The sequence below is a fragment of the Gemmiger formicilis genome, assembly GCF_016900095.1.
Taxonomy (GTDB): Bacteria; Bacillota; Clostridia; order Oscillospirales; family Ruminococcaceae; genus Gemmiger; species Gemmiger formicilis_A.
In genome coordinates, this window is record NZ_JACJJP010000015.1 from 38804 (window position 1) to 60050 (window position 21247).

A 21247-nucleotide genomic window follows, 5' to 3' on the forward strand; every position below is an offset into this window, starting at 1 on the left:
TTACTTGCCGCCCGCTTTCGGGACGGGCGGTTTATACCCGGCAGCCTTGGCCCGCTCGCTGGCGGCCTTGCGGCGCTCGGCGCTGTACGGCTCCCGCACCGACACGCAGCGTTTGGGCACCGTGAAGGTCTGGCGGTCCTTTTTCACGATCTGGTCCGGGTACTTCTCGGCCAGCCGCCGCAGCTTTTCCAGCAGGCGCGGGTCGTGGGAATAGACCTCGGCGGTGGCCTCGGCCTGGTTGTAGAGGATAATCGTTTCCTGTTCATACAAACTCAGTTTCATTTGCCGCCGCCTTTCTGCCGGTCAAAGTCCAGCTTGAAGTTGACGTACTGGCCGGTGTCCTCCAGCACCACGGTGGCGTCGTAGGTCTTGCCGCTTTTCTCGGAGTACAGCCCCGCCACATGGGCGCGGCCATCTTTCAGCAGCGCCTCCACGATGGCCTTGGTGGGCTGCTTGCGCTTGGCGGCCCACCACTTACTGTTCTTCCAGATTGCAAATTTGCAAGATTTGTCCTGGCAGAAGAAGCCTTTTTGCATTTCTGCAATTTCACCGCCGCAGCGGGGGCATCTGCCCACTACCTCACGGGGCGGGGTGAACAGGTACTCGCTGCCCTTGATGACCTGATAGGTTTCCACCAGCTCCTTCAGCATGGCGGTGATCTCGGCCATGAAGTCCTCCGGGGCCAGCTCGCCGCGCTCGATCTCGCCCAGACGGTACTCCCACTCGGCGGTCAGCAGCGGGGATTGCAGCTGCTCCGGCAGGACGGTAATCAGGGAAATGGCATCGTGGGACGGCAGGAGCTGTACGGTTTTCTTACTCTTTTTCCGTTCCAGAAAGCCGGTGGACACCAGCTTCTCCAAAATCCCGGCACGGGTGGCAGACGTCCCCAGCCCTTTGCGCTCGGCATCCTCCGGCATATCGTCTTTCCCGGCAGTTTCCATCGCGGAGAGCAAGGTGTCCTCGGTGAAATGCTTGGGCGGGGTAGTCTTGCCCTCCTTGACGGCGGCACCGGCGACCGGCAGCTCCTGGCCCTCGGACAGTTCAGGCAACGCCTTATCTTCGGAATTGCCGTCCTGTTCCGGCGCACTTTTCATGCTGGCCCGGTAGGCAGCGTCCAGCGCCCGCCAGCCGGGCTGCTTCACCGTGCGTCCTTTGGCGGTGAACGTTGCTCCCGCGCACTCTACTGTGATAGCGGTCTCGGCGTAGGTATAGGGCTGGGCCACCGCACACAGCAGCCGCAGGGCCACCAGCTCCAGAATGGCCCGTTCACCCACCGGCAGAGCGGACAGGTCCGCTTCCCGGAGGTTGCGGGTGGGGATCACCGCATGGTGGTCGGTCACTTTCTTGTCGTTGATGACCGTTGCTACATCGCAGGAGATGGCGATGCCTTTGCGGAACGGCATGGCGTTGGCGACCAGATTCACCAGCACCGGCAGGCCCTCGGCCATATCGGAGGTCAGGTAACGGCTGTCCGTCCGGGGATAGGTGCAGAGCTTCTTTTCATAGAGGTTTTGCAGATAGTCCAACGTCTGCTGCGCCGTGAACCCCAGCAGGCGGTTGGCGTCCCGCTGGAGGGTGGTGAGGTCATAGAGGGCAGGCGGCTTCTCGGATTTGTCCCTGCGCTCCACCTTTTTCACCGTGGCCGTGCCGCCCTGACAGGCACTTTTCAACTGTTCGGCATCGGCTTTCTTGTCCATCCGGGCACTGGCAGCGGTAAAACCGGGCAGGTCCAGCGCCACGGTATAGAACGGCACCGGCTTGAAGGCGTCGATCTCGGCCTCCCGCTGGACGATGAGGGCCAGCGTCGGGGACATGACCCGCCCGATATTGAGGGTGCGGTGGTACAGCACCGAGAACAGCCGGGTGGCGTTGATGCCCACCAGCCAGTCGGCCTTGGCCCGGCAGAGGGCCGCCTGGTGCAGCCCGTCATAGTCCGCGCCGGGGCGCAGGTGTGCAAAGCCCTCCCGGATGGCGGAATCCTCCATGCTGCTGATCCACAGCCGTTTCATGGGCTTCTGGCAGCCCGCCAGGCAGTAGACGGTGCGGAAAATCAGCTCGCCCTCACGCCCGGCGTCGCAGGCGTTCACCACCTCGGTCACGTCCTCCCGCCGCAGCAGGGTCCGTAGCACGTCGAACTGATCCCGCTTGTCCTTGGCGATGGTGAAGCGCCAGGACTCCGGCAAAATGGGCAGGTCATCATAGCGCCACTTGGCGTAGTCGGGGTTGTAGGTGGCGGCGTCCGCCAGCCCGGCCAGATGCCCCAGGCACCAGCTCACCAGCCAGCCGCCGCCCTCCAGGTAGCCGTCTTTGCGGGAAGTGGCCCCCAGCACAGCGGCCAGGGATTTTGCCACCGAGGGCTTCTCGGCAATTACCAATTTCATTTTTGCTTCCTCCTTTCGCGCAGCCACGCAGTCAGCTCTTTGTGGCAGAAACCCACACAGGGCTGGCCGGGGCGGTAGGTTCCGCAGCCATAGCAGGGGTGGCCGGAAGATAAAGAGGGAGGACGGGAAGCTGCCTTCCCGCCCTCCGGCCTGCGCGTCATCATGGGTTCATAGGGGCTGTCGGTGAACCGGGTCATTGGGCCGGGTTCTCGCTTTCCTCATCGCCGCCCCCGCCGGCGTCCTCCGGCTCGTCGGATTCCTCGGTCTCCCAGGGGTCCGCATCCTCCTGTTCGGTATCGTCCTCGCCGTAGTCGTAATCATCCAGGTTGTCGCTGCCCTTGGTCTTGGGCTTCTGCTTGATGAATTTGAAGTAGACCAGCGCACCGATGCCGCCCAGCACAGCCAGCACCACCAGCAGCATCGCCGGGTTCAACCCTGCCGGTTCCTGTTCCGGCTCCGGGTCTGTTTCCGGGGCGGGCGTGGGTTCCGGCTCCTGGCCCGTACACTCCGCCATATTCACAGCGCAGACAGGGCAGGCCGTGTTCACCGCACCGGCGGCGCACTTTTCCGTACAGTTGCAGACAGCGGGCGTTTCCTCCGCCGTCTCACTGTCCTCCATCAGCGCCTCTAGGTCGGCCTCGTCCACCTGGTTCAAAAAGTGGACGGCGGTCTCCTTGTCCTCGTTGGCGCGGTCAATGAGGATATAGAAGTAGTTGCCCGCCTTGGTGGTGACGGTGATGAGCTGCTTGTTGCCGCCGTAGTCATCCACCAGGGCGGCGTTGCCCTCCGGAGTCAGGGCGGGACTGTCCTCGGTTTCCTCCACCACCACGTTGCTGTCGTTGGTGGCATCCGCCGCCGGTGTGGCCGTAGGCGCAGGGTCAGCGCCCTGGGCAAAGGCGGTCACAGAGAAGCCGCCCATCAGCATCAGACAGGTGCAAAGGGCGGCAAAAGTTCTCAAAATCTTTTTATTCTTCATGGGTCATTTCCTCCTGTTCAGAATCGGCGGGACCCACCGCCCGGCCGGACACCATGCCGCCAGACAGCATGGCGGACAGCTGGGCCGGTGTCATACGCAGGGCACGCACCATCTGGACGATCTCCAGGTTCTCCGCCTCGGTTTTCTGCGCTTCCAGGTCTTTCAGCTTTTCCTGCTGTTCCGCGATCTTCTCGCGGGTCTTGGCGATCTCCTGGTCGATGCGCTCAATTTTGTTTTTAGCCATAGTCAAATCACTCCTATTCTTCATAAAAATTTGTCACCAGTTCATCAAGCCATAGCCTTTGATACACTGATAATCAAGGGAATAACTCTTGATCTTGCAGGCGTCGCCGGAATTGCCTTCCACGGTGTAAACCCGGCTGCCATCGGTGCCGACAACAATGCCCACATGGTCGGCGCTGCCATCCAGGTCCCAATCGAAGAAGATAGCGTCGCCGGGGGCGATGTTGGCGTAATCCCGCCCGCCCCATTGTCCATGCGACTGGAACCAGGGGATGCCCTGGGACTGGCAGGCGGCAAAGCGCGGCTCGGAAAGGCCCATCTGGCCGTAACACCAGGACACGAAGCAAGCACACCACTCCACGCGGGAATTAAAGCCGTACCAGCTCCAATAGGGCTGGCCGCCCACGTTGCCCACCTGGCTTTTGGCGATGTCCACCACCGCCTGATTGCCGGGGCGGGTGCCGTTTACAAACTCCACACCGGCCAAACTTTCAGAATCGCTGGTGTCGGCGGACCCGCCGCCGAAGATCAGGGGCTTGTTGCCCAGCGTCTGCCGGTACACCTGGTACATTTCCAGCTGGTCCGGCGTCAGCAGTTCCGACGCCACGGAGGAGATGGGCTTGCTGGTGAGGGTCACATTTAAGATGTAGTAGTTGTAGGGCACTTCCACGTCATACTCGTTGCCCTCGCTGTCCGTCCGGGTCTCGGTGCGGTAGCGCACCTCCACTTCCTCGGTCAGCGTCAGCTGGTATTGGGCCGCAAAGATGCGTTCCAGCTCCGCCTGGGCGCTTGCCCGCGTGTAGCCTTGCAGCACAGCGGACAGGTAGGCCGCCAGCTCGTGGGGGTCGTGGCCAATCATATCCAGGTCATAGCGGTATTCGTCATAGCCGGGGTGGCTGCTCTCGATGTTGTCGATCTCGGCTTGCAGCGCGGCCTCCTTGGCGGCGTAGTCGGCTTCCACCGCCACCAGCTCCGGGTCATCCGAAGGATAGGTGGTGCCGGAGATCGCCGAACCGATGCTCTGCGCCATCATAGAGCAGGAGGACATGGTGTTGAGCAGCAAGCAGACGATTAAAAATAGGCCCAGGGCGATGCCAAAGCCCTTTTTGTGGCGCATCACATAGGCCCCGGCTTGCTGGGCTTTTTCCTTGACCGTCTTGGCCGCCTTGCCGGTCTTTTGGGCGGCACCGGCGGCGGTCCCGCCAGACTGTGCGGCCCGTTTGGCGGCGGCGTACTGCTTCTTGATCTGCTGTTTCTGCTGCCAGCGGGACAGCGGGTTGCTGGCCGCCGCAGGGTTTTCATAGACGGATTTCTGGAACAGCGCCTCGATGTTGGTCTTTTCCAACTTCCGCTCGGCCTGGGCGGCCTTGCGGTAGGGTTTCAGCTTGTGGCTGCGGTAGCCCTCCCGGACCAGATGCACGCCGGTCTCCACGGCTTCCTCGGACTTGTGGGCGCTTTCCACGCCCACGTTATCGTCCTCGGTCTTGCGGATCTCCTGATGGAGCTTACCCGCCACCGCGTTGCCCGGCGCGTCCCGCACCGTATGGGACAGTTTGGAGGGCGGCCGGGGCTTATCCTCCAGCACCAGCTTGGTCGTGACCTTGCCGGTCTTTGGGTCCACCTCGGCCCGCTTGACCTGCTTTTTCGGGATTTTTGCCTGCGCCTTGTCCGCTTTGGCGGCGGCCTTTTCCGCCTTGCGGATGGGCTTTTCCAGCGCCGGGTCTGCCCGTTCTTCCTCCGTGAAGCGCAGGCGCGGTTCCTTAATCAAACCATTCCCCCAGCATGAGGGAGGCCGCCATGCTGGAAAGCTCCGCATAGGCCGCCAGCCCCAGCGGACCCACAAAGCGGCACTCGGTCAGGCAGGCGTAGAGCTGGGCCACCACGTCGGCCAAAATCTGGACCTCGGTGCCCTCCAGCACAGTCTCACCGGCCTGCCCGCGCTGGACCTTGGCGGCGCACAGAATCTCCACCAGCCGCAGCAGGCCGGTCTCGCCGGTCTCGGTCAGTTCAGCGGCCTGGTCCGCCGCCGTGCGGCACTCGGAAACGGCATCCGCCATCGCCGTCAGGAGCGCGGTGCGCTGGGTTTCCAGCGCCCGGTCCAGAAACATCATGTGGTCGTTATGCAGAATTTCGGGTTTCATCGTCCATCAGCCTCCTTCATTTCCTGGGGTTTGGTCGTCATAATGCGATACAGTTCGGTATTCTTGGGGAAGTGGTCCACAAAGGGCAGGATGGTGGAGCCGTAGAACAGCAGCCCCTCGCCCTCGCCGGAGTGGGTCACATAGGACAGCTGGTGCGGGGAAATGCCCAGCTGCCGGGCCAAAATCTGCCGGTCACCGCCCGCCTGGTTGAGCATATACACGAAGTCGGAGTTTTCAAAGATGTTTTCCACCTCGCGGCTGCTCAAAAGGTCTTTGACATTCTGCGTGATGCCCGTGGGAATGCCGCCCCACTTACGGAACCGCTTCCAAATCTCCACCGTATAGGCGGCGGTCTGTTCCTCTTTCAAGAGCAGGTGCATCTCGTCGATGTAGTAGCGGGTGGACTTGCGGGCCGCCCGGTTGATGGTGACGCGGTTCCACACCTGGTCCTGCACCACCAGCATACCGATCTTTTTCAGCTGCTTGCCCAGCTCCTTGATGTCGTAGCAGACAATGCGGTTGTTGATGTCCACGTTGCTGCGGTGGTTGAACACGTTGAGGGAGCCGGTGACGTAGATTTCCAGCGCCGTGGCGATGTACTGCGCCTCTTTCTCGTCCTGCGCCCGCAGCAGGTCGTACAGATCCTCCAGAATGGGCATATTCTCCGGGCGCGGATCGTTGAGGTAGTCCTGATACACCAGCCGCACACAGCGGTCAATAATGGTTTTCTGTACCGGCTGCAATCCGTCCTTGCCGCCCACGATCAGCTCGCACAGCGACAAGATGAAGTCGGATTTCAGCGACAGCGGGCTTTCATCGTCCGAATAGTCCAGGTTCAGGTCCATCGGGTTGATATAGTTGGTGGAGGTGGGCGAGATTTTGATGACCTGCCCGTGCAGGCGCTCCACCAGCGGCGCGTACTCGGCCTCCGGGTCACAGATGATGACATCATCGCTGGTGAGCAGGAAGCAGTTAGCGATCTCACGCTTGGCGCTGAACGATTTGCCGCTGCCCGGCGTGCCTAAAATCAGGCCGTTGGGGTTTTTCAGCAGCTTGCGGTCCACCATGATGAGGTTATTGGACAGGGCGTTGATGCCGTAGTACAGCGCCTCTTTGCCATTCTGAAAAAGCTCCTGGGTGGTGAATGGCACGAAGATGGCGGTAGAGCTGGTAGTCAGCCCGCGCTGGATCTCCACCTGGTTCAGCCCCAGCGGCAGAGAGGACATCAAGCCTTCTTCCTGCTGGAAGTCCAGCCGGGTCAGCTGGCAGTTGTACTTCTGCGCGATGGAGCTCGCCTGGAAGATGTTGTTGCCCAGCTGGCGGGGATTGTCCGCGGTGTTCAGCACCAAAAACGTCACCAGGAACATCCGCTCGTTGCGGCTTTGCAGGTCCTGCAACAGCTTCTTGGCCTCGGCCCCGTAGGTAGCAAGGTCGGACGGGATGATGTCCATGTCATACCCGGCGCGGACGGCCTTTTTCTGTTCCTCGATCTTGCTGCGGTCCAGGTCGGTGATCTTGCGCTTCACCGTCTTGATGGCCTTCACCTGGTCCACCGACTGGATGTGCAGGTTGACGATGAGGGAACTTTCCATATCGAGAAAATCCGCCAGCATACGGTCATTCAGCTCCGGGGCCAGAATCTGCACGAAGCTGACGGCCCCGTACTTCTTTCCCATGCGGAACTGCTTGCCGGTGCGGAACTCGAAGCCGGACGGAGCGATAAAGTCTTTGGTGGAAAGGCCGCTGGGAGCCAGCCAGTCCCACTCGAACTGGAACGGTGCCTGCTCGTCCATGTGGAAGATGGCGTGGAGCTGGGCCAGCCGAGCTTTGCCGTCCAGGACCTCGGCGGCCACGCCCAGCCGCTTGAAGTTGTTCAGCACATCGGTCTCGATACGCTCCAGACGGGGCTTGGCGGAGCGGATGCTGTCGGCCTCGATGGAAAAGGTCAGGTACTTGGTCTTGATGAGGCCGTTGTTGCCCCGCGCCAGCTGGTTTTGCAGCATCTGCGTGTACTCCACCCGGATGGGGTCAAAGTCATCTCCCTGAGCCGGGATGGTGATGCTGTTGGCGAAGGTCTCCTGGGACGCTGCCAGGTTCAAAAAGGACAGCTGGAAACGGATGGAGCTGTCAAAATAGTTGAGGAAATCGCACCAGCCTTCAAAGATGGCGGTCTTGTCCTCGTTCTGGCTGAGCTGGTAGTTGATGTCCTGGAACTGGATGGTCTTGGTGTAGCGGCCATCCGCCACCTTGCAGATGCCGTCCGGCCACATCCGCTCATAGGGGATGCTGTCCTGGGCGGACTGTTCCTTTTTGCCCGTGCGGTTGGCGCGGGCAATCGCTGCCTCGATCTGTTTGCGTTCGGCGCGGGTCAGCTTACGCCGGGGTTTGGTCTGCGGCTCTGCCGGTTCAGCCTGCCGCTTTGTCTTTGCCGCGAACAATGTCATACACCTCCTTGTCGAGATTTGCCTGCCGCTCCAACACGGCATAGAAGTTGTTGGTGCGGTAGGGGCGCTGCTTGGGCCGGATGACGGCCACCTTGAGGATGTTGCCGATGATCTTTTCCAGGGGCTGGCCGTGTTTTTCATACATCGCCAGCATGAAGAAGGGCAGCATGACGAGCATCATGCACATGGCCGCCACGCTGTTGCCAGCAGGACCCCGGAGCAAAAAGAAAAGCGGCACGCCGATGAGCGCCCCGCAGCCGAAGCAGACAAGCTGTCTCTTGGTTAAGTTGAACGCGACCTTGGTTTTGACTTTCGTCAGGTCTTTGGGTACGGGTACATAAGCCATTGGTAAATTCCCTCCTTCCGGGTCAATGTGCGTTGAATACGGCTTTGGACAGGCTGCCGGTCTTGAACAGCGTAAAACACAGCAGCACGGTATAGCCCACACAGCTCCAGATCGCCATGATGATGTCCTCCTCGGTGGCGATGTTCTGCACCAGTACGGCGTAGATCGCTACACAGACGATAATCAAAAATGCCTGGAAGCCCAGAGCCAGCAGGCTGCGCAGGTAGTTCTGGCCCATGCCGCCCCATTCCTTGCCCATCATGGTCGCCATCGGGATGGGGGCCACCGACGTGACAAGGTAAATTTCGATCATACGGCCATAAATGACGATGAAAATGCAGATATACAGCGCCCACATGGTAATGCCGATAAAGAGCGACTGGAACCACAGGCCGAACAACGGCCCCAGGTCCATATCCATCAGCCGGGACTCCATATCGGTCATAACAGCGGAGATGTCGATGGAAGCGTCCGAACCGATGATGCCGGACGCCTGGGCCACCACGCTTTGGGCCATGTCGAACACGGCCATGACGAGGTTCCAGGTGTTGGTGACGAGCAAAATCGCGGCGGCGGATTTGAACACCCATTTGAAGATCATCCAGGTGTCCACGTCATGCAGGTTGTTGCGGTCGGTAATCATCTGGATCAGCTCCAGCGTCATCACGATAGCCAGGATCACGCCAGCAATCGGCACCATGATGGAGTTGGAGAGGTTCTGGATCATACTGAAAATGCTGCCGTTCCACCCCTGCGGGGTCTGGCCCACCTGTACGGATATATCCGCGACCTGCTGATTTACGCTGTCGAACATCCCCGATAAGTTTCCCATGATGCCGCCCACCAGCATCTCTTTCAGCCAGTTGGTAAGGGCATCCAATAAGAAATCCATACGGTGTCAAACCTCCTTTCAGCCCCTCCCGCTGTGCGCGGGAGGGGGCGAGGATTTCAGCGGGGTACGATCAGACGGTGAACAGGCCGGACAGCAGCGGTACAAGGACCATGCCCACGATGGCGACGCCCGCGCCGGCCATCAGCTGTTTCATGCCCTGCGACTTCGCGCCGGGGTTGTCGTTGCCGTAACCTTCCAGCAGGTTGATGACGCCCCATACGCCGAGACCGGCACCGAGGGCGATAACGAGGGTCTGGAGAACGGTGATTGCCTGATTGAAAAATTCCATAAATAAAGTTGGCCGGAATCAGTTTGAAAAGTTTGATTTAGTCATGGTTCATAGGCATACAAAAGCCGGATGATCGCCGCCCGCTTTCCGGGGGCTTGATTCCGGCCTTCCTCCTTTTTCATTTTTTGATAGAGATCGTCCGCTTTGTACGCCAATGGCCCCGTCCGGGGCGGTTGTGGCGGGTAGATAGGACCCCTCCTTTCATAGCGGAGCATCAATCGTCGGCTGCGGCGTCGATCTCATACACGTCGCAGACCTGGTTGGGTTTCAGCTTCAACCTGGCCCGCAGGAAATCTTCAATGCTGAACGCATTTTTCGGGTCGGCGTCGGCGGTGTACTTGTAGTTGGGGTGCTGGGTGATGTCGTACTTGTCCGACAGAAACGGCCGCACCCCGCGCAGCTGGAGGATGCACTTGCCACCGTCCATGACGGCCAGCTCATCCTGGCTCATCAGCTCTTTGCCGAGCTTCTGGTAGTTGAGCGAGTGGGAAGTTTCCCGCCCTCGGCTCTCGCCGGTGTTGTAGGTGTCGATGGTCTCCTTGCCCAGCACGGCGGCCAGCTCCTTCAATGTGGTCGGCTCCTTGCCGCCCAGGAAGATGGAACTGTCCATATTGCCGATGATGGTGTCGGCGTTGTCCTTGTAGATGGCCTTGAGTTGGCTCTGTGCCTGCAAGACCAGGCAGGCGGAAATCTCCCGGCTGCGGATGGTAGCCACCAGCTTTTCCAGCTTGGGGATCTGGCCGATGTTGGCGCACTCGTCGATGAGGCACCGCACATGGACCGGCAGCCGCCCGCCGTACACATCGTCGGCTTTCTCGCACAATAGGTTGAACAGCTGGGTGTAGCACATGGAGATCAGGAAGTTAAAGCTATCGTCGGTATCACTCATAATGAGGAACAGGGCCGTCCGCCGGTCTCCCAGGGTATCCAGCTCCAGCTCATCGTAAGAGGTGATCTCCCGCAGCTCGGCAATATCGAACACGGCAAGCCGTGCCCCGCAGGAAATCAAAATCGACTTGGCGGTTTTGCCCGCCGCCAGCTTGTATTTCTTGTATTGCCGCACCGCAAAGTGGTTGGGGCTTCTGGCTTCCAGCTCGTCGAACATCAGGTCCACCTGATTTTTGAACTCCTCGTCATCCTCCCGCACCTCCATCGCGTTGATGAACTCGATGAGGGTGGAGAAATTCTGTTCCTCCACCGGGGCCTCATAGTGGATGTAGCCGATGAGCGCACAGTACAGCAGCGTTTCCGCCTTGACCCAGAAATCGTCCCCGGCCTTGCCCTCGCCCTTGGTGTTGGCGATCAGCGTTGTTACCAGCTTTAAGATGTCCTTTTCGCTATGGATATAGCTGAAGGGGTTATAGTGCATCGACTTTTTGAAATTGATGGTGTTCAGCACCTTGATCTGGTACGGCTCGTAAATGACCTTTCCGTGCTTGTCCTTCATGGGCTTGCCGTCCTTGCCCAGCTTGGGTGCGCCCCGCTGGAGCATTTTGCCGCACTCCACCAGGATGGTGCCCTTGGGGTCGGTAACGACGTAGGAGCTGTGCATCTGCATCAGGTTGGGCTTGAGCCAGAAACGGGTCTTGCCGCTGCCGGAACCGCCGATGACCAGCACGTTTTTATTGCGGGCATACTTGGGGTTCTTGGGGCGGCTGGACATGGTGAGGCGTTCGGTCTGGGTCAGAATGACGTTGTTCTGGAACACCGGGTCGATGTAGGGGGCAATATCGTCATGGGTGCCCCATCTGGCCGAGCCGTACTCCATGTTGTGGCGGTACTTCTTGGCGTTTTTGCCTTTCAGGTACACCGCCAGCCGCAGCGCAGCACCGCAGCAAAGCCCCACGGCCAGGTCCAGCGGGTGCAGGCTGGGCCACCAGCTCCCCAGCGCCACCGGCAGGGTGGAGAAAAACGAGAGCATCTTGGCCGAAGCGTCCGCTCCGGTTGCCAGCCGCCAGGCTTCCCCCAGGTTGGTGGCAAACAGGCCCAGCAGGATATAGGGCAGGTTCAAAAGGACCAGCTTTTTCACATTCAGCTGCTTCATCGCTCCGGCTCCTTCCTGTGGGCGCGGTCCACCACGGCGCTTTTTACCAGCTCTTTGAACTGAGCCAGCTTCTCCAGCACGGACGGACACTCGCTGCGCTCCGCCTTCTTGACCTTTTTCTGGGTGTATTCAGAAAAAGCAGCGGTCAGCGCGTCGGCGTCCCGGCCCTTGAAGAAGATCAGGTACTTGGGCGGCGAAGTGCTGCGGTCCTTTTTCACCGCATAGTCCACGCCGTACTTGCGGGCGATACGCTCAAAGTCCCGGATGGACGGGTCGTTGATCTCAATGTTGGAAACGCCCTGGTTCTGCCCGATGAGCTGTTTCACCGTCTGTTTGCCCTTGGGGGTGACGGGGGAATCCCGGCTGCGCTGCTTTTCCAGCTTCTTCTCCCTGCGGTGGGCCATGTACTTGGATATGGCGGCCTTGAACAGCCGCCCGGTGAACTTTGTGCCGCTGACTACCAGCGTCAAAGTCCTGTTTTCCACTTCCTCCTGCATTTTTCTCGCCTCCCTTCGTCGGTTATGCAGAAAGCGGTCTTGGGTACTAAGGCGGGACCACCAGCCGCCGTAACAGGTGGCGGCCCGTCATACCGTCACCAAAATCAGGGACCGAAGTTCCGCAAAGTGCAGCTTGCCCTTTGGCGTCACCAGCGTGTAGGAGCCGGTGTGGCCGTTGCGGCAAAAATCCTTGACACAGAACAGGCCCTCGTTGCTGCCTTTGGCGTAGGGCAGCACACAGCCCGACGGAGTGCGGTAGACGTACCGGCGTTCCAGCAGAAAGCGGACGAACCGCCGTTCCGGCACGTCCAGCTCCTTGGCGGTGGTGCGCAGGTTGGTACTGTGTCGCAGGTCGATGAACAGGTCATAGTAGACGGCCTTGCCTTGCAGCCGGGCGTTGTCCTCCCGCAGCGCCGCATTTTTCTCGCGCTCGGCCAGCAGGTCGGAACAGAGCTTCAGCAGCGCCTCCGGCGAGGTGGCGACCTCCCACAGCTTTTCTCTGGTGAGGTAAGCCCCGTGCTGGCGGATGGTGGGCAAGACTTCATCGAACACCCAGCGTTCAAATCGCTCCGCCGAGGGCAGCTTGCTGTGGACAATGAGGCGGTAAACGTCGCCTTCGGGGATAAAGAGCATTTCCACCATCTGCACGGCGGGTGTGCCATCCGCCTTTTTCCCGGTCTGGACCCCTATGGAACATTTCGTTCCACAGCGGGTGTGGTCGCGGACGGCCTTACGGGGATTGGCATATCCCAAAGCAGTTGCTACATCCGTTCCGCAGAACAGCACCTTGCCGTCCTGCTCAAAAGTGCGGATGCTTCCAAACTCCGGGTTTTTGAAAATTTCCATCTGGTTCATATCGTGCCTCCTTGGGCGGTGCAGCAGAAAAGGCGGCCATTACCAGCCGCCTGCGTGCATATCGTGGTTGACCTGGGCCGTGTAGTGGTTGTTCATGGTGGTAGGCGCGTTGAACAGCACGGTCAGCAGGTACTGCTTCATATTGCGGACCTCGGTGGTGTTGTTGTGCAGGCACTCCATGACGAACTCGATGTGGGAGCTGTCCAACTTCAAGAACCGGGACCGCACCACCTCATGGGGGAAGTCCGCCCCGGCGATCCGGGTGGTCTTGCGTTTGGCGCAGACCGTCTCCACGATCAGCTCCACGATCTCATCCAAATCCTCTCGGTAGGTGGTAAACTCCCGGCACAGATGGTCGTACTCGATGTTCTCCAACACCAAATCCCGATAACTCTGCATTTCTTTCACCGACATCGCATCCCGTCCTTTCCGTTCCGGCAGCTGCGCTGCCGCAAAGCCCCGGAAGGGAATGGAATCGGTACTTGATCCCTGAGTATTTAATTTTTGGGTCCTTGATTTCTCTATATTTAATTCAGCGGGCTTTTCCGTATCCGGGTCAGCCAGATACGGGTTTTCCGTATCTGGTGAAACCGTATCCGGCTGGGGCGTATCCGGCGCTTTGGGCTGGGGCTGCTCATAGATGACGTACTCGGTGTCGCTGATGCGGCCCTGACGGTCCCGCAGCTGGTGGCGGACGATGTACCCGGCGCTTTCCAGCTCCCGCAGTGCCCCGCCGATGGCGTCCACGCCCTCCTTGCAGATTTTCGCAAGTCCTCTGGTGGTGTAGTTCCAGTCCTCCGGCAAGGACAGCATCATGGACAAAAGCCCCTTGGATTTCAGCGACAACGCCTTGTCGCGCAGGTGATGGTTACTCATAACGGTATAATCACGGGTCCGTTCAATACGAAAAACGGCCATTTCATCACTCCTCTCGGCATTTATGGCATGAAAAAAGCCGCTGTCAGTTATGACGCGGCTCAAACTTCATAGAAAACTCCGGGCATCCCGTCAAAAGGATGGTCGTTGATGTCCTCAAAGGCATCGGCAATCTCCTCTGGCGGATAGTCCTGCCAGTCCCGGCCCTTGACGATATGGTGTACCGTGCGGTAGCAGGTAGAAAACCGCTCGTATGCCGAACGGTATTTTGTAGTCACGCCGGACACCTCCACAAACCGTCCATCCTCCAGAAACCACAGTTCCCGGATACAGGCGGCATCCACCTGGGTGGAATGACTTTGGACCGTTTTTTGGTAAATACAGCACCCCCGCTGGGGAAACAATTCCGGCCCGTAATAGTCCAGGGCGCACGCATGGCTGCCAGAAGTCTGGTAGGCAAGGACGCTTTCCCCACGATAGCGCACACCCTGCGCCACAAGCTCCAGGTCCAATCTGGAAAGCGCCCGTTTCCGTTCCTTTTTATCAGGAAACAGGTGCAGATACGCTGTCCGAATGGCATTACAGATTTCTTTTTCTCTGAACATCTCATTTCCTCCGTTTTTTCTTTACATACAGGACGTGCCCCTCAACCACATGGGCGCACTTTTTGATTTTGAGCTCCCGGCGCTGCTGGCTGAGTAAGGCGGCCTGATAGCCGTCCTCGGTGAGAAACAGCCGCACCTCATCGCCGGGGCTGCCGTAGGAACCGGGGCGCAGGACGGAAAACTCGATCATCCAGCGGGTATTGTCCCGAAACCGCTCCACGGCAAGAATGTTGTGTCCTTTCAGCTCACGGGCTGAAATATCCCTCATAGGCGCTCCTTTCATCGCTCCTGGTCTCTCTGGCGCTTGCGCTGCCACGCTTCCAGCAGCTTGATAATGGTCTCCTGCATCCGGGCGGGGGTGTAGCTCCTGGGAAAATACTTGCGCAGGGTGTCGCTGGTGAAGGTGATCTTATCCAGGTCGCTTTTCTTTTCTTCCCCCATGATGACGCGCATCATGTCGAGGGTCAGGTGGCCCTCCTGGCTGTACTTTTTCAGCCGCTGGGCCTGGGAGAGCGACGGCGTAGCCTGTTCGCTGTCCATCGCGTCCAGAAGCTGCGTCTGTTCCTCTTTTTTGAGGAAAGACAGCTCATAGGCCGGGTTGAAGGCAATTTTCTTCTCATCCACCATGTCCAGCAGTTCGGGAATTAACTCGGTAAGGCGGATGTAGCGCATAACCTGTATGCCGCTGCGCTCACCTGCATCTTTCGCCACGCGGTCACGGGCGCTTAACTTCTGTTCAACTTGAACAGAAGTCAGGTCTGTTCTGGCCCCCTGGTGCTTGATGGCCTCCAGCTTCATCTTATAAGCAAAAGCTCGCTCGCTGGGGAGCAGGCTTTCCCGCTGCAAATTGCTGTCAACCATGATGATAGTGGCCTGATCGTCATCCAGGTCACGGACAATGACCGGCATGGTATCCTTGCCAGCCAGTTCGCTGGCCCGGTGACGCCGGTGTCCGGCGACCAGCTCATAGCCGCCGTTCGGGTCCGGGCGGGCGATGGCAGGAACCAGCACGCCGTACTGCCGGATGCTGTCGGCGGTCTCCATCATGGCCTCATCGTCCTTGACCTTAAAGGGGTGGTCCTTGAAGGGGTGCAGCTCCGACAAGGGAATTTCCAGAACCTTCTCCCGCTGGGCGTCGGCCCGGCTTTCCTCTGTGGAGAACAAGTCATCTACCGAGGCCAGCTCTACTTTTTTCGCGCTGCTTTTCAAGTTTCAACACCTCCTTTGTCAGATTGCGGTAGCCCTCGGCCACCTTGCCGCCGGGGTCATGGGCGAAGATGCTCTTGCCCTCGGCGCTGATCTCCTTGGCCCGGACTGAATGTGGAATCTCGGTGCCGAACACCTTGATTTTGCTGCCGTAGGTCTCCCGCAGCAGGGCGGCGATTTCTTTCGCAAAATTGGTTCGGCTGTCCACCATCGTCAGCAGGATGCCGTCGATCTGGAGTTTAGGGTTCAGCTGCCGCTTGACCTTGCTGATGGTGGACAGCAGCTGTTCCAGGCCCTTGGCAGGCAGATACTCCGCCTGAACGGGGACTATGATCCTGTTGGCGGCGGCCAGGGCGTTGACTGTGAGCATCCCCAGGGAGGGCTGGCAGTCAATCAGGATATGGGAATACTGTCCCTTCACGCTGTCCAGATACTGCCGCAGGACGGTTTCTCGGCTCATGGCGTTCACCAGCGATACCTCCATGCCGGACAGCTGGATGTCGGCGGGCATGAGGTCCACGCCCTCCGGGTGGTGCAGGATGCCCTCGCCGGGGCGCAGCGGCTCGTCCATCAGGATACGGCCCATCGCGTCAGACAGGGTAAAGGGCAGCTTGTCCGGCTGCGGGTTGCCCAGGCTGATGGTAAGGCTGGCCTGGGGATCGGCGTCCAGCAGCAGCACCTTCTTCCCGGCCTGGGCCAGCCCGATGCCCAAGTTCGCGCAGGTGGTCGTTTTGCCGACGCCGCCCTTCTGGTTGGCGACGGCGATGATTTGTGGGTTCATCGTATTTCACCTCGTTTCTGTTTGTCGTGTTTGGTTCTGGAAATAGAAAAAGCCGCCACTACTTTCTTGAAAAAAGAGTGACGGCTTTTTCTGATCCCGGAACATTAGTCCCCGGAAATACAAAAAGCGCCCAGCAGGAACACTGAGCGCTTTCGCAATAAAATCATATTCATTTGTTCAGATTTGGTCAAACTCTGCCAAACCGATTTTGCATAAAAATTCGGAGGGGCAAAAATGCAAAAATGACCTCATGGGAGGGTGCAGGGGCAAAAAAGTTGTCCTATAATTTAACCCATTAGCCCTCATTTTAGGGGTGGTTGTCCTTTATTTAACCCATAAAAATTGGTTCAAAACAGGTCAGACCATGCCAAAACAGGCCAAACAATCTGAAAAGGAAAAACCCCGAAAACCGCATGGTTTCGGGGTTTTTGAGCTGTTTTGAACTGAAATCAGCGCTTGCTGAACTGCGGAGCGCGACGGGCGGCCTTGAGGCCGTACTTCTTACGTTCCTTCATACGAGGATCGCGGGTCAGGAAGCCAGCCTTCTTCAGGGTGGTGCGCAGCTCGGGGTTGAACTGCAGTAGGGCGCGGGACAGGCCATGGCGGATAGCGCCGGCCTGGCCGGAGTAGCCGCCGCCGACCACGTTGACGACAACGTCAAACTGGCCTTCGGTGCCGGTCAGAACCATGGGGCTGCGAGCCAGCAGCTTCAGGGTGTCCAGGCCGAAGTAGTTGTCCAGCTCACGGCCATTGACGGTGAACTTGCCGGTGCCGTTGTACACGCGGACGCGGGCAACGGAATGCTTACGACGGCCGGTGCCGTAGAAATATTCTTTAGTCTCGTACATATTCGCTGCCTCCTTGCTTAGAATTCGACCGCTTCAGGCTTCTGGGCGGTGTGGTTGTGTTCTGCGGTCTTGTAGCAGTGCAGGCGGGTCATAGCCTTGGCGCCCAGGGTGTTGGAGGGCACCATGCCCTTGACAGCGTAGGTCATGGCCTTGTCGCTGGCCTCGGCCATCAGGTTCTTGTACTGGGTTTCCTTCAGACCGCCGATCCAGCCGGAATGGGTGCGATGGAACTTCTTTTCCAGCTTCTTGCCGGTCAGGACAGCCTCGTCGCAGTTGATGATGATGACATGGTCACCGCAGTCAACGTTGGGGGTGAAGGTGGGCTTGTTCTTGCCGCGCAGAATAACGGCGGCCTGGGCGGCAACGCGGCCCAGGGGCTTGCCGGCAGCGTCGATCACATACCACTTGCGGTCAGCCATCTCAGCGGGCTTAGCGAGCGTAGTACTCATAATACTGAATCCTCCATACTGTATATTCACGCGCCCTTTGGCTTTTGTGGTCCGCAGGGAGTATCGGGAACGTCCAGACGGACGTTTTTTAGCGCAAGAGTGATTATAACAGACCTGGGGACGCAAGTCAACGGTTTTTGATCCGTTTTTTCATTTATTCCTTTGTAGCTCTTGTTTTCTCTTGTTTACTCTCGTTTTCTCCTGTTTTCTTTTATGGCATTTTCGGGTTTGCAGCTGCCTGTCCGCACACTTCTCAAACGGGGCGGTATGTGATATAATAGTAAGGTATATGGCCAGAAACAGGCATCCCGATGATATCGAGGTGGTAGGGTTGAACACAGATCGTTTTGAAAAGCACTGCTGGGCCGAGATCGACCTCGACGCCCTGCGGGCCAACTATGAATATATCCACCGTCAGGTGGGCGGACCGGTGTGCGCGGTGGTCAAGGCCGACGCCTACGGCCACGGCGCCGTGGCCGTAGCCCGGGCCCTGGAACCCGCCGGGGTGGCGGGTTTTGCGGTGAGCTGCCTGGGCGAGGCCCGGCATCTGCGCCGCCACGGCATCACCCGCCCGGTGATGATCCTGGGCTACACCTCCCCGGCCTTTGCCGCCGACCTGGCAAACAGCCACATCACCCAGGCGCTGTTCTCCCATGAATACGCCGTTGCCTTGTCCCAGGCGGCGGTGGATGCCGGGGTGACGGTGGATTGCCACCTGAAGGTGGACACCGGCATGGGACGCATCGGCTTTGCGGTGCGGTCGGGCTTTGAACAGGCTCTGGAAGAGATGGAGCGCTGCTACGCTCTGCCCGGGCTGCACATCACCGGGGTGTTCCAGCACTTTGCGGTGGCGGACAGCACCGAGCCCGACGACGAAAGCTACACCGAGGAACAGCACGCCCTGTTTGTGCGCACCCTGGAAGCCCTGCGGGCCCACGGCCACGACACCGGCACCACCCACTGCGCCAACAGCGCGGCCCAGCTGCGCCACCCCGAATGGCGGGCCGGGATGACCCGGGCAGGCATTATCCTGTACGGGCTGAACCCCAGCCCCCAGGTGCAGTTTGATGCCCTGCGCCCGGTGATGACCCTGAAAACCGTCATCACCCAGGTCAAGACGTTGCAGGGCGGGCAGTCGGTGTGCTACGGCCGCACCTACACCGCCGAGGCTCCCCGCCGGGTGGCCACCGTCAGCGTGGGCTACGCCGACGGGTATCCTCGCCTGTTGTCCGGCAGCGCCGGGGGCGGGGTGATGACAGTCCACGGCAAGGCTGCCCCGGTGCTGGGGCGGGTCTGCATGGACCAGACGGTCATTGATGTGACCGACATTCCCGAGGCCGCCATGGGGGACGAGGTGACCGTCTTCGGCCCCGGCGGCGCCGATACCGTGGACACCATTGCACAAAAGGCCGGCACCATCAACTATGAGGTGGTGTGCGGCATTTCCCGCCGGGTGCCCCGCCTGTATATGCAAGGCGGGCAGCCGGTCAGCATCTGGAACAACTTGGAGGAAGGTTAATGGCACAGGATTCCATCCGCAATTTCTGCATCATTGCACACATCGACCACGGCAAGAGCACCTTGTCCGACCGTATTCTGGAACTGACCGACAGCGTGGACAAACGCACCATGGAAGACCAGATCCTGGACGACATGGAGCTGGAACGGGAGCGCGGCATCACCATCAAGGCCCGGGCCGTGACCATGCATTACAAGGCCGATGACGGCAAGACCTATATGTTCAACCTCATCGACACCCCGGGCCACGTGGACTTTTCCTACGAGGTCAGCCGCAGCCTGGCGGCCTGCGAGGGCGCCGTGCTGGTGGTGGACGCCAGCCAGGGCGTGGAAGCCCAGACCCTGGCCAACTGCTATATGGCCATCGACCACAACCTGGAAGTGGTGCCCATCCTGAACAAGATCGACCTGCCCAGCGCCGACCCCGACACCGCCGCCAAGGAGGTGGAGGACATCATCGGCCTGCCCTGTGAGGATGCCCCTCGGGTGTCCGCCAAGCTGGGCATCGGCATCAAGGACGTGCTGGAACGGGTGGTGCAGGACATTCCCGCCCCCCAGGGGGATGAGAACGCCCCCCTGAAAGCCCTGATCTTCGACAGCGTGTACGACAGCTACAAGGGCGTCATCGTCTATATCCGGGTGTTTGAGGGCACCGTGCGCCCCGGCGACACCATCAAGCTGATGCACACCGGCGCCCAGTTCCAGCTGGTGGAGGTGGGCCACATGGGCGCCACCGCCCTGGCCCCCTGCGACTGCCTGAAAGCCGGCGAGGTGGGTTACCTGACCGCCAGCATCAAGACGGTGCGGGACACCCGGGTGGGCGACACCGTCACCCTGGCCAACAACCCCACCGCCGAACCCATGCCCGGTTTCCGCAAGGTGACGCCCATGGTGTTCTGCGGCATCTACCCCGCCGACGGCGCCGACTACCCCGACCTGAAGGACGCGTTGGAAAAGCTGCAGCTCAACGACGCCAGCCTGAGCTTTGAGCCCGAGACCAGTGCGGCTCTGGGCTTTGGCTTCCGATGCGGGTTCCTGGGTCTTTTGCACATGGAGATCATCACCGAGCGTCTGGAGCGGGAGTTTGACCTGGACCTGATCACCACCACCCCCGGCGTTCAGTACCGCCTGACCCTGACCGACGGCACGGTGGAGATCATCGACAATCCTTCCGCCTACCCCGACCCCACCCGCATCGAGAAAGCGGAGGAGCCTTTCGTCAACGCCCACATCTACACCCCCAACGACTACGTGGGCCCGCTGATGGACCTGTGCCAGCAGAAGCGGGGCGTTCTGGTGGACATGAAATATATGGACGAAACCCGCGTGGACCTGCACTACCAGCTGCCGTTGGGCGAGATCGTCTATGACTTCTTTGACGCCATCAAGAGCCGCAGCCGCGGCTATGCCAGTTACGACTACGAGTGGGAGGACTGGCACCAGTCCAACCTGGTTAAGCTGGACTTTTTGCTCAACGGCGAACCGGTGGACGCGCTGTCCATGATCGTGTTCAGCGACAACGCCTACGCCAAGGGCCGCCGTATCTGCGAAAAGCTGAAGGAGAACATCCCCCGCGCGCTGTTCGAAATTCCCATCCAGGCGGCGGTGGGCGGCAAGATCATCGCCCGCGAAACGGTCAAGGCCATGCGCAAGGACGTGCTGGCCAAGTGCTACGGCGGCGACATCACCCGCAAAAAGAAGCTGCTGGAAAAGCAGAAAGCCGGCAAAAAGAAGATGCGCCAGCTGGGCAGCGTGACCTTGCCCAGCGAGGCCTTCACCGCCGTGCTCAAGCTGGATTCCGATTCCTGATGATACAAATATGCGCCGGGCGCTTCCCTGTTTTGGGAAAGCGCCCG

The 21247-nt window shown here is 59.7% G+C and carries 22 protein-coding genes; 2 read left to right on the forward strand and 20 right to left on the reverse strand.

Translation table 11 applies throughout. From position 1 onward, the window contains the following. From H6B15_RS08655 to rplM, 20 genes are all read right to left on the reverse strand, one after another. The gene (locus tag H6B15_RS08655; RefSeq protein ID WP_054334841.1) at positions 1 to 282 is read right to left on the reverse strand and encodes a hypothetical protein; all 282 of its coding nucleotides are present in this window, start codon (positions 280 to 282) and stop codon (positions 1 to 3) included. Continuing rightward, positions 279 to 2381 carry a type IA DNA topoisomerase gene (locus H6B15_RS08660; RefSeq protein WP_204647596.1) on the reverse strand — a complete coding sequence of 701 codons (2103 nt, stop codon included), beginning with the start codon at positions 2379 to 2381 and terminating at the stop codon, positions 279 to 281. Before H6B15_RS08660 ends, H6B15_RS08655 begins: the two co-directional genes overlap by 4 nt. A 193-nt stretch (positions 2382 to 2574) precedes the next feature. Next, positions 2575 to 3357 carry a DUF4366 domain-containing protein gene (locus H6B15_RS08665; RefSeq protein ID WP_204647597.1) on the reverse strand — a complete coding sequence of 261 codons (783 nt, stop codon included), beginning with the start codon at positions 3355 to 3357 and terminating at the stop codon, positions 2575 to 2577. After that, entirely contained in the window at positions 3347 to 3601 is a 255-nt protein-coding gene (locus H6B15_RS08670; RefSeq protein ID WP_147565968.1) for a DUF4315 family protein, read from the reverse strand. Before H6B15_RS08670 ends, H6B15_RS08665 begins: the two co-directional genes overlap by 11 nt. A gap of 33 nt (positions 3602 to 3634) precedes the next feature. Continuing rightward, on the reverse strand, positions 3635 to 5368 hold the full coding sequence (locus tag H6B15_RS08675) for a CHAP domain-containing protein (RefSeq protein ID WP_204647598.1): 1734 nt from the start codon (positions 5366 to 5368) through the stop codon (positions 3635 to 3637). Then, positions 5361 to 5741, reverse strand: a complete 381-nt coding sequence (locus tag H6B15_RS08680; RefSeq protein WP_002576347.1) for a DUF3851 domain-containing protein — start codon at positions 5739 to 5741, stop codon at positions 5361 to 5363. The genes H6B15_RS08675 and H6B15_RS08680 overlap by 8 nt, the downstream gene beginning before the upstream one ends. After that, positions 5738 to 8185, reverse strand: a complete 2448-nt coding sequence (locus H6B15_RS08685) for a VirB4-like conjugal transfer ATPase, CD1110 family (protein WP_243424345.1) — start codon at positions 8183 to 8185, stop codon at positions 5738 to 5740. The genes H6B15_RS08680 and H6B15_RS08685 overlap by 4 nt, the downstream gene beginning before the upstream one ends. Then, entirely contained in the window at positions 8148 to 8531 is a 384-nt protein-coding gene (locus H6B15_RS08690) for a PrgI family protein (RefSeq protein WP_015573033.1), read from the reverse strand. The genes H6B15_RS08685 and H6B15_RS08690 overlap by 38 nt, the downstream gene beginning before the upstream one ends. Before the next feature lie 22 nt (positions 8532 to 8553). Then, positions 8554 to 9423 carry a VirB6/TrbL-like conjugal transfer protein, CD1112 family gene (locus H6B15_RS08695; RefSeq protein WP_204647599.1) on the reverse strand — a complete coding sequence of 290 codons (870 nt, stop codon included), beginning with the start codon at positions 9421 to 9423 and terminating at the stop codon, positions 8554 to 8556. Positions 9424 to 9493: 70 nt separating this feature from the next. Continuing rightward, entirely contained in the window at positions 9494 to 9712 is a 219-nt protein-coding gene (locus H6B15_RS08700) for a Maff2 family mobile element protein (protein WP_007045882.1), read from the reverse strand. Between the two features lie 214 nt (positions 9713 to 9926). Continuing rightward, a complete protein-coding gene (locus H6B15_RS08705; protein ID WP_204647600.1) occupies positions 9927 to 11756 on the reverse strand; it encodes a VirD4-like conjugal transfer protein, CD1115 family in 1830 nt (609 codons plus the stop codon). Further along, positions 11753 to 12253: a PcfB family protein gene (locus H6B15_RS08710; RefSeq protein WP_204647601.1), complete on the reverse strand. Its 501-nt coding sequence runs from the start codon at positions 12251 to 12253 to the stop codon at positions 11753 to 11755. The genes H6B15_RS08705 and H6B15_RS08710 overlap by 4 nt, the downstream gene beginning before the upstream one ends. A gap of 87 nt (positions 12254 to 12340) precedes the next feature. Further along, a complete protein-coding gene (locus H6B15_RS08715; RefSeq protein WP_204647602.1) occupies positions 12341 to 13108 on the reverse strand; it encodes a BRO family protein in 768 nt (255 codons plus the stop codon). A gap of 39 nt (positions 13109 to 13147) precedes the next feature. After that, positions 13148 to 14026, reverse strand: coding sequence for a DUF6017 domain-containing protein (locus H6B15_RS08720; RefSeq protein ID WP_204647603.1), 879 nt, complete (start codon positions 14024 to 14026; stop codon positions 13148 to 13150). Between the two features lie 59 nt (positions 14027 to 14085). Then, positions 14086 to 14496 carry a hypothetical protein gene (locus tag H6B15_RS08725; protein ID WP_243424346.1) on the reverse strand — a complete coding sequence of 137 codons (411 nt, stop codon included), beginning with the start codon at positions 14494 to 14496 and terminating at the stop codon, positions 14086 to 14088. Positions 14497 to 14590: 94 nt separating this feature from the next. Beyond that, positions 14591 to 14857, reverse strand: a complete 267-nt coding sequence (locus H6B15_RS08730) for a DUF5720 family protein (RefSeq protein WP_204647605.1) — start codon at positions 14855 to 14857, stop codon at positions 14591 to 14593. An 11-nt stretch (positions 14858 to 14868) separates the two neighbouring features. After that, entirely contained in the window at positions 14869 to 15798 is a 930-nt protein-coding gene (locus H6B15_RS08735; RefSeq protein WP_204647606.1) for a ParB/RepB/Spo0J family partition protein, read from the reverse strand. After that, entirely contained in the window at positions 15755 to 16576 is an 822-nt protein-coding gene (locus H6B15_RS08740; protein ID WP_204647607.1) for a ParA family protein, read from the reverse strand. Before H6B15_RS08740 ends, H6B15_RS08735 begins: the two co-directional genes overlap by 44 nt. A 449-nt stretch (positions 16577 to 17025) precedes the next feature. Continuing rightward, entirely contained in the window at positions 17026 to 17424 is a 399-nt protein-coding gene (rpsI, locus tag H6B15_RS08745) for a 30S ribosomal protein S9 (RefSeq protein WP_204647608.1), read from the reverse strand. 17 nt (positions 17425 to 17441) lie between these two features. Next, the gene (rplM, locus tag H6B15_RS08750; protein WP_204647609.1) at positions 17442 to 17873 is read right to left on the reverse strand and encodes a 50S ribosomal protein L13; all 432 of its coding nucleotides are present in this window, start codon (positions 17871 to 17873) and stop codon (positions 17442 to 17444) included. A 289-nt stretch (positions 17874 to 18162) separates the two neighbouring features. Between rplM and alr the strand changes: the two genes are divergently transcribed. Together alr and lepA are read left to right on the forward strand one after the other, a co-directional pair. Continuing rightward, positions 18163 to 19392, forward strand: a complete 1230-nt coding sequence (gene alr, locus H6B15_RS08755; protein WP_204647610.1) for an alanine racemase — start codon at positions 18163 to 18165, stop codon at positions 19390 to 19392. Continuing rightward, positions 19392 to 21200, forward strand: coding sequence for a translation elongation factor 4 (gene lepA, locus H6B15_RS08760; protein ID WP_204647611.1), 1809 nt, complete (start codon positions 19392 to 19394; stop codon positions 21198 to 21200). The genes alr and lepA overlap by 1 nt, the downstream gene beginning before the upstream one ends. The last annotated feature ends 47 nt before the right edge of the window (positions 21201 to 21247 follow it).

Coding starts and splice junctions, on each gene's coding strand:
- H6B15_RS08655 (WP_054334841.1), bottom strand. CDS start 282: ATGAAACTGAGTTTGTATGAACAGGAAACGATTATCCTCTACAACCAG.
- H6B15_RS08660 (WP_204647596.1), bottom strand. CDS start 2,381: ATGAAATTGGTAATTGCCGAGAAGCCCTCGGTGGCAAAATCCCTGGCC.
- H6B15_RS08665 (WP_204647597.1), bottom strand. CDS start 3,357: ATGAAGAATAAAAAGATTTTGAGAACTTTTGCCGCCCTTTGCACCTGT.
- H6B15_RS08670 (WP_147565968.1), bottom strand. CDS start 3,601: ATGGCTAAAAACAAAATTGAGCGCATCGACCAGGAGATCGCCAAGACC.
- H6B15_RS08680 (WP_002576347.1), bottom strand. CDS start 5,741: ATGAAACCCGAAATTCTGCATAACGACCACATGATGTTTCTGGACCGG.
- H6B15_RS08685 (WP_243424345.1), bottom strand. CDS start 8,185: ATGACATTGTTCGCGGCAAAGACAAAGCGGCAGGCTGAACCGGCAGAG.
- H6B15_RS08690 (WP_015573033.1), bottom strand. CDS start 8,531: ATGGCTTATGTACCCGTACCCAAAGACCTGACGAAAGTCAAAACCAAG.
- H6B15_RS08695 (WP_204647599.1), bottom strand. CDS start 9,423: ATGGATTTCTTATTGGATGCCCTTACCAACTGGCTGAAAGAGATGCTG.
- H6B15_RS08700 (WP_007045882.1), bottom strand. CDS start 9,712: ATGGAATTTTTCAATCAGGCAATCACCGTTCTCCAGACCCTCGTTATC.
- H6B15_RS08705 (WP_204647600.1), bottom strand. CDS start 11,756: ATGAAGCAGCTGAATGTGAAAAAGCTGGTCCTTTTGAACCTGCCCTAT.
- H6B15_RS08710 (WP_204647601.1), bottom strand. CDS start 12,253: ATGCAGGAGGAAGTGGAAAACAGGACTTTGACGCTGGTAGTCAGCGGC.
- H6B15_RS08715 (WP_204647602.1), bottom strand. CDS start 13,108: ATGAACCAGATGGAAATTTTCAAAAACCCGGAGTTTGGAAGCATCCGC.
- H6B15_RS08720 (WP_204647603.1), bottom strand. CDS start 14,026: ATGGCCGTTTTTCGTATTGAACGGACCCGTGATTATACCGTTATGAGT.
- H6B15_RS08730 (WP_204647605.1), bottom strand. CDS start 14,857: ATGAGGGATATTTCAGCCCGTGAGCTGAAAGGACACAACATTCTTGCC.
- H6B15_RS08740 (WP_204647607.1), bottom strand. CDS start 16,576: ATGAACCCACAAATCATCGCCGTCGCCAACCAGAAGGGCGGCGTCGGC.
- rpsI (WP_204647608.1), bottom strand. CDS start 17,424: ATGTACGAGACTAAAGAATATTTCTACGGCACCGGCCGTCGTAAGCAT.
- rplM (WP_204647609.1), bottom strand. CDS start 17,873: ATGAGTACTACGCTCGCTAAGCCCGCTGAGATGGCTGACCGCAAGTGG.
- alr (WP_204647610.1), top strand. CDS start 18,163: ATGGCCAGAAACAGGCATCCCGATGATATCGAGGTGGTAGGGTTGAAC.
- lepA (WP_204647611.1), top strand. CDS start 19,392: ATGGCACAGGATTCCATCCGCAATTTCTGCATCATTGCACACATCGAC.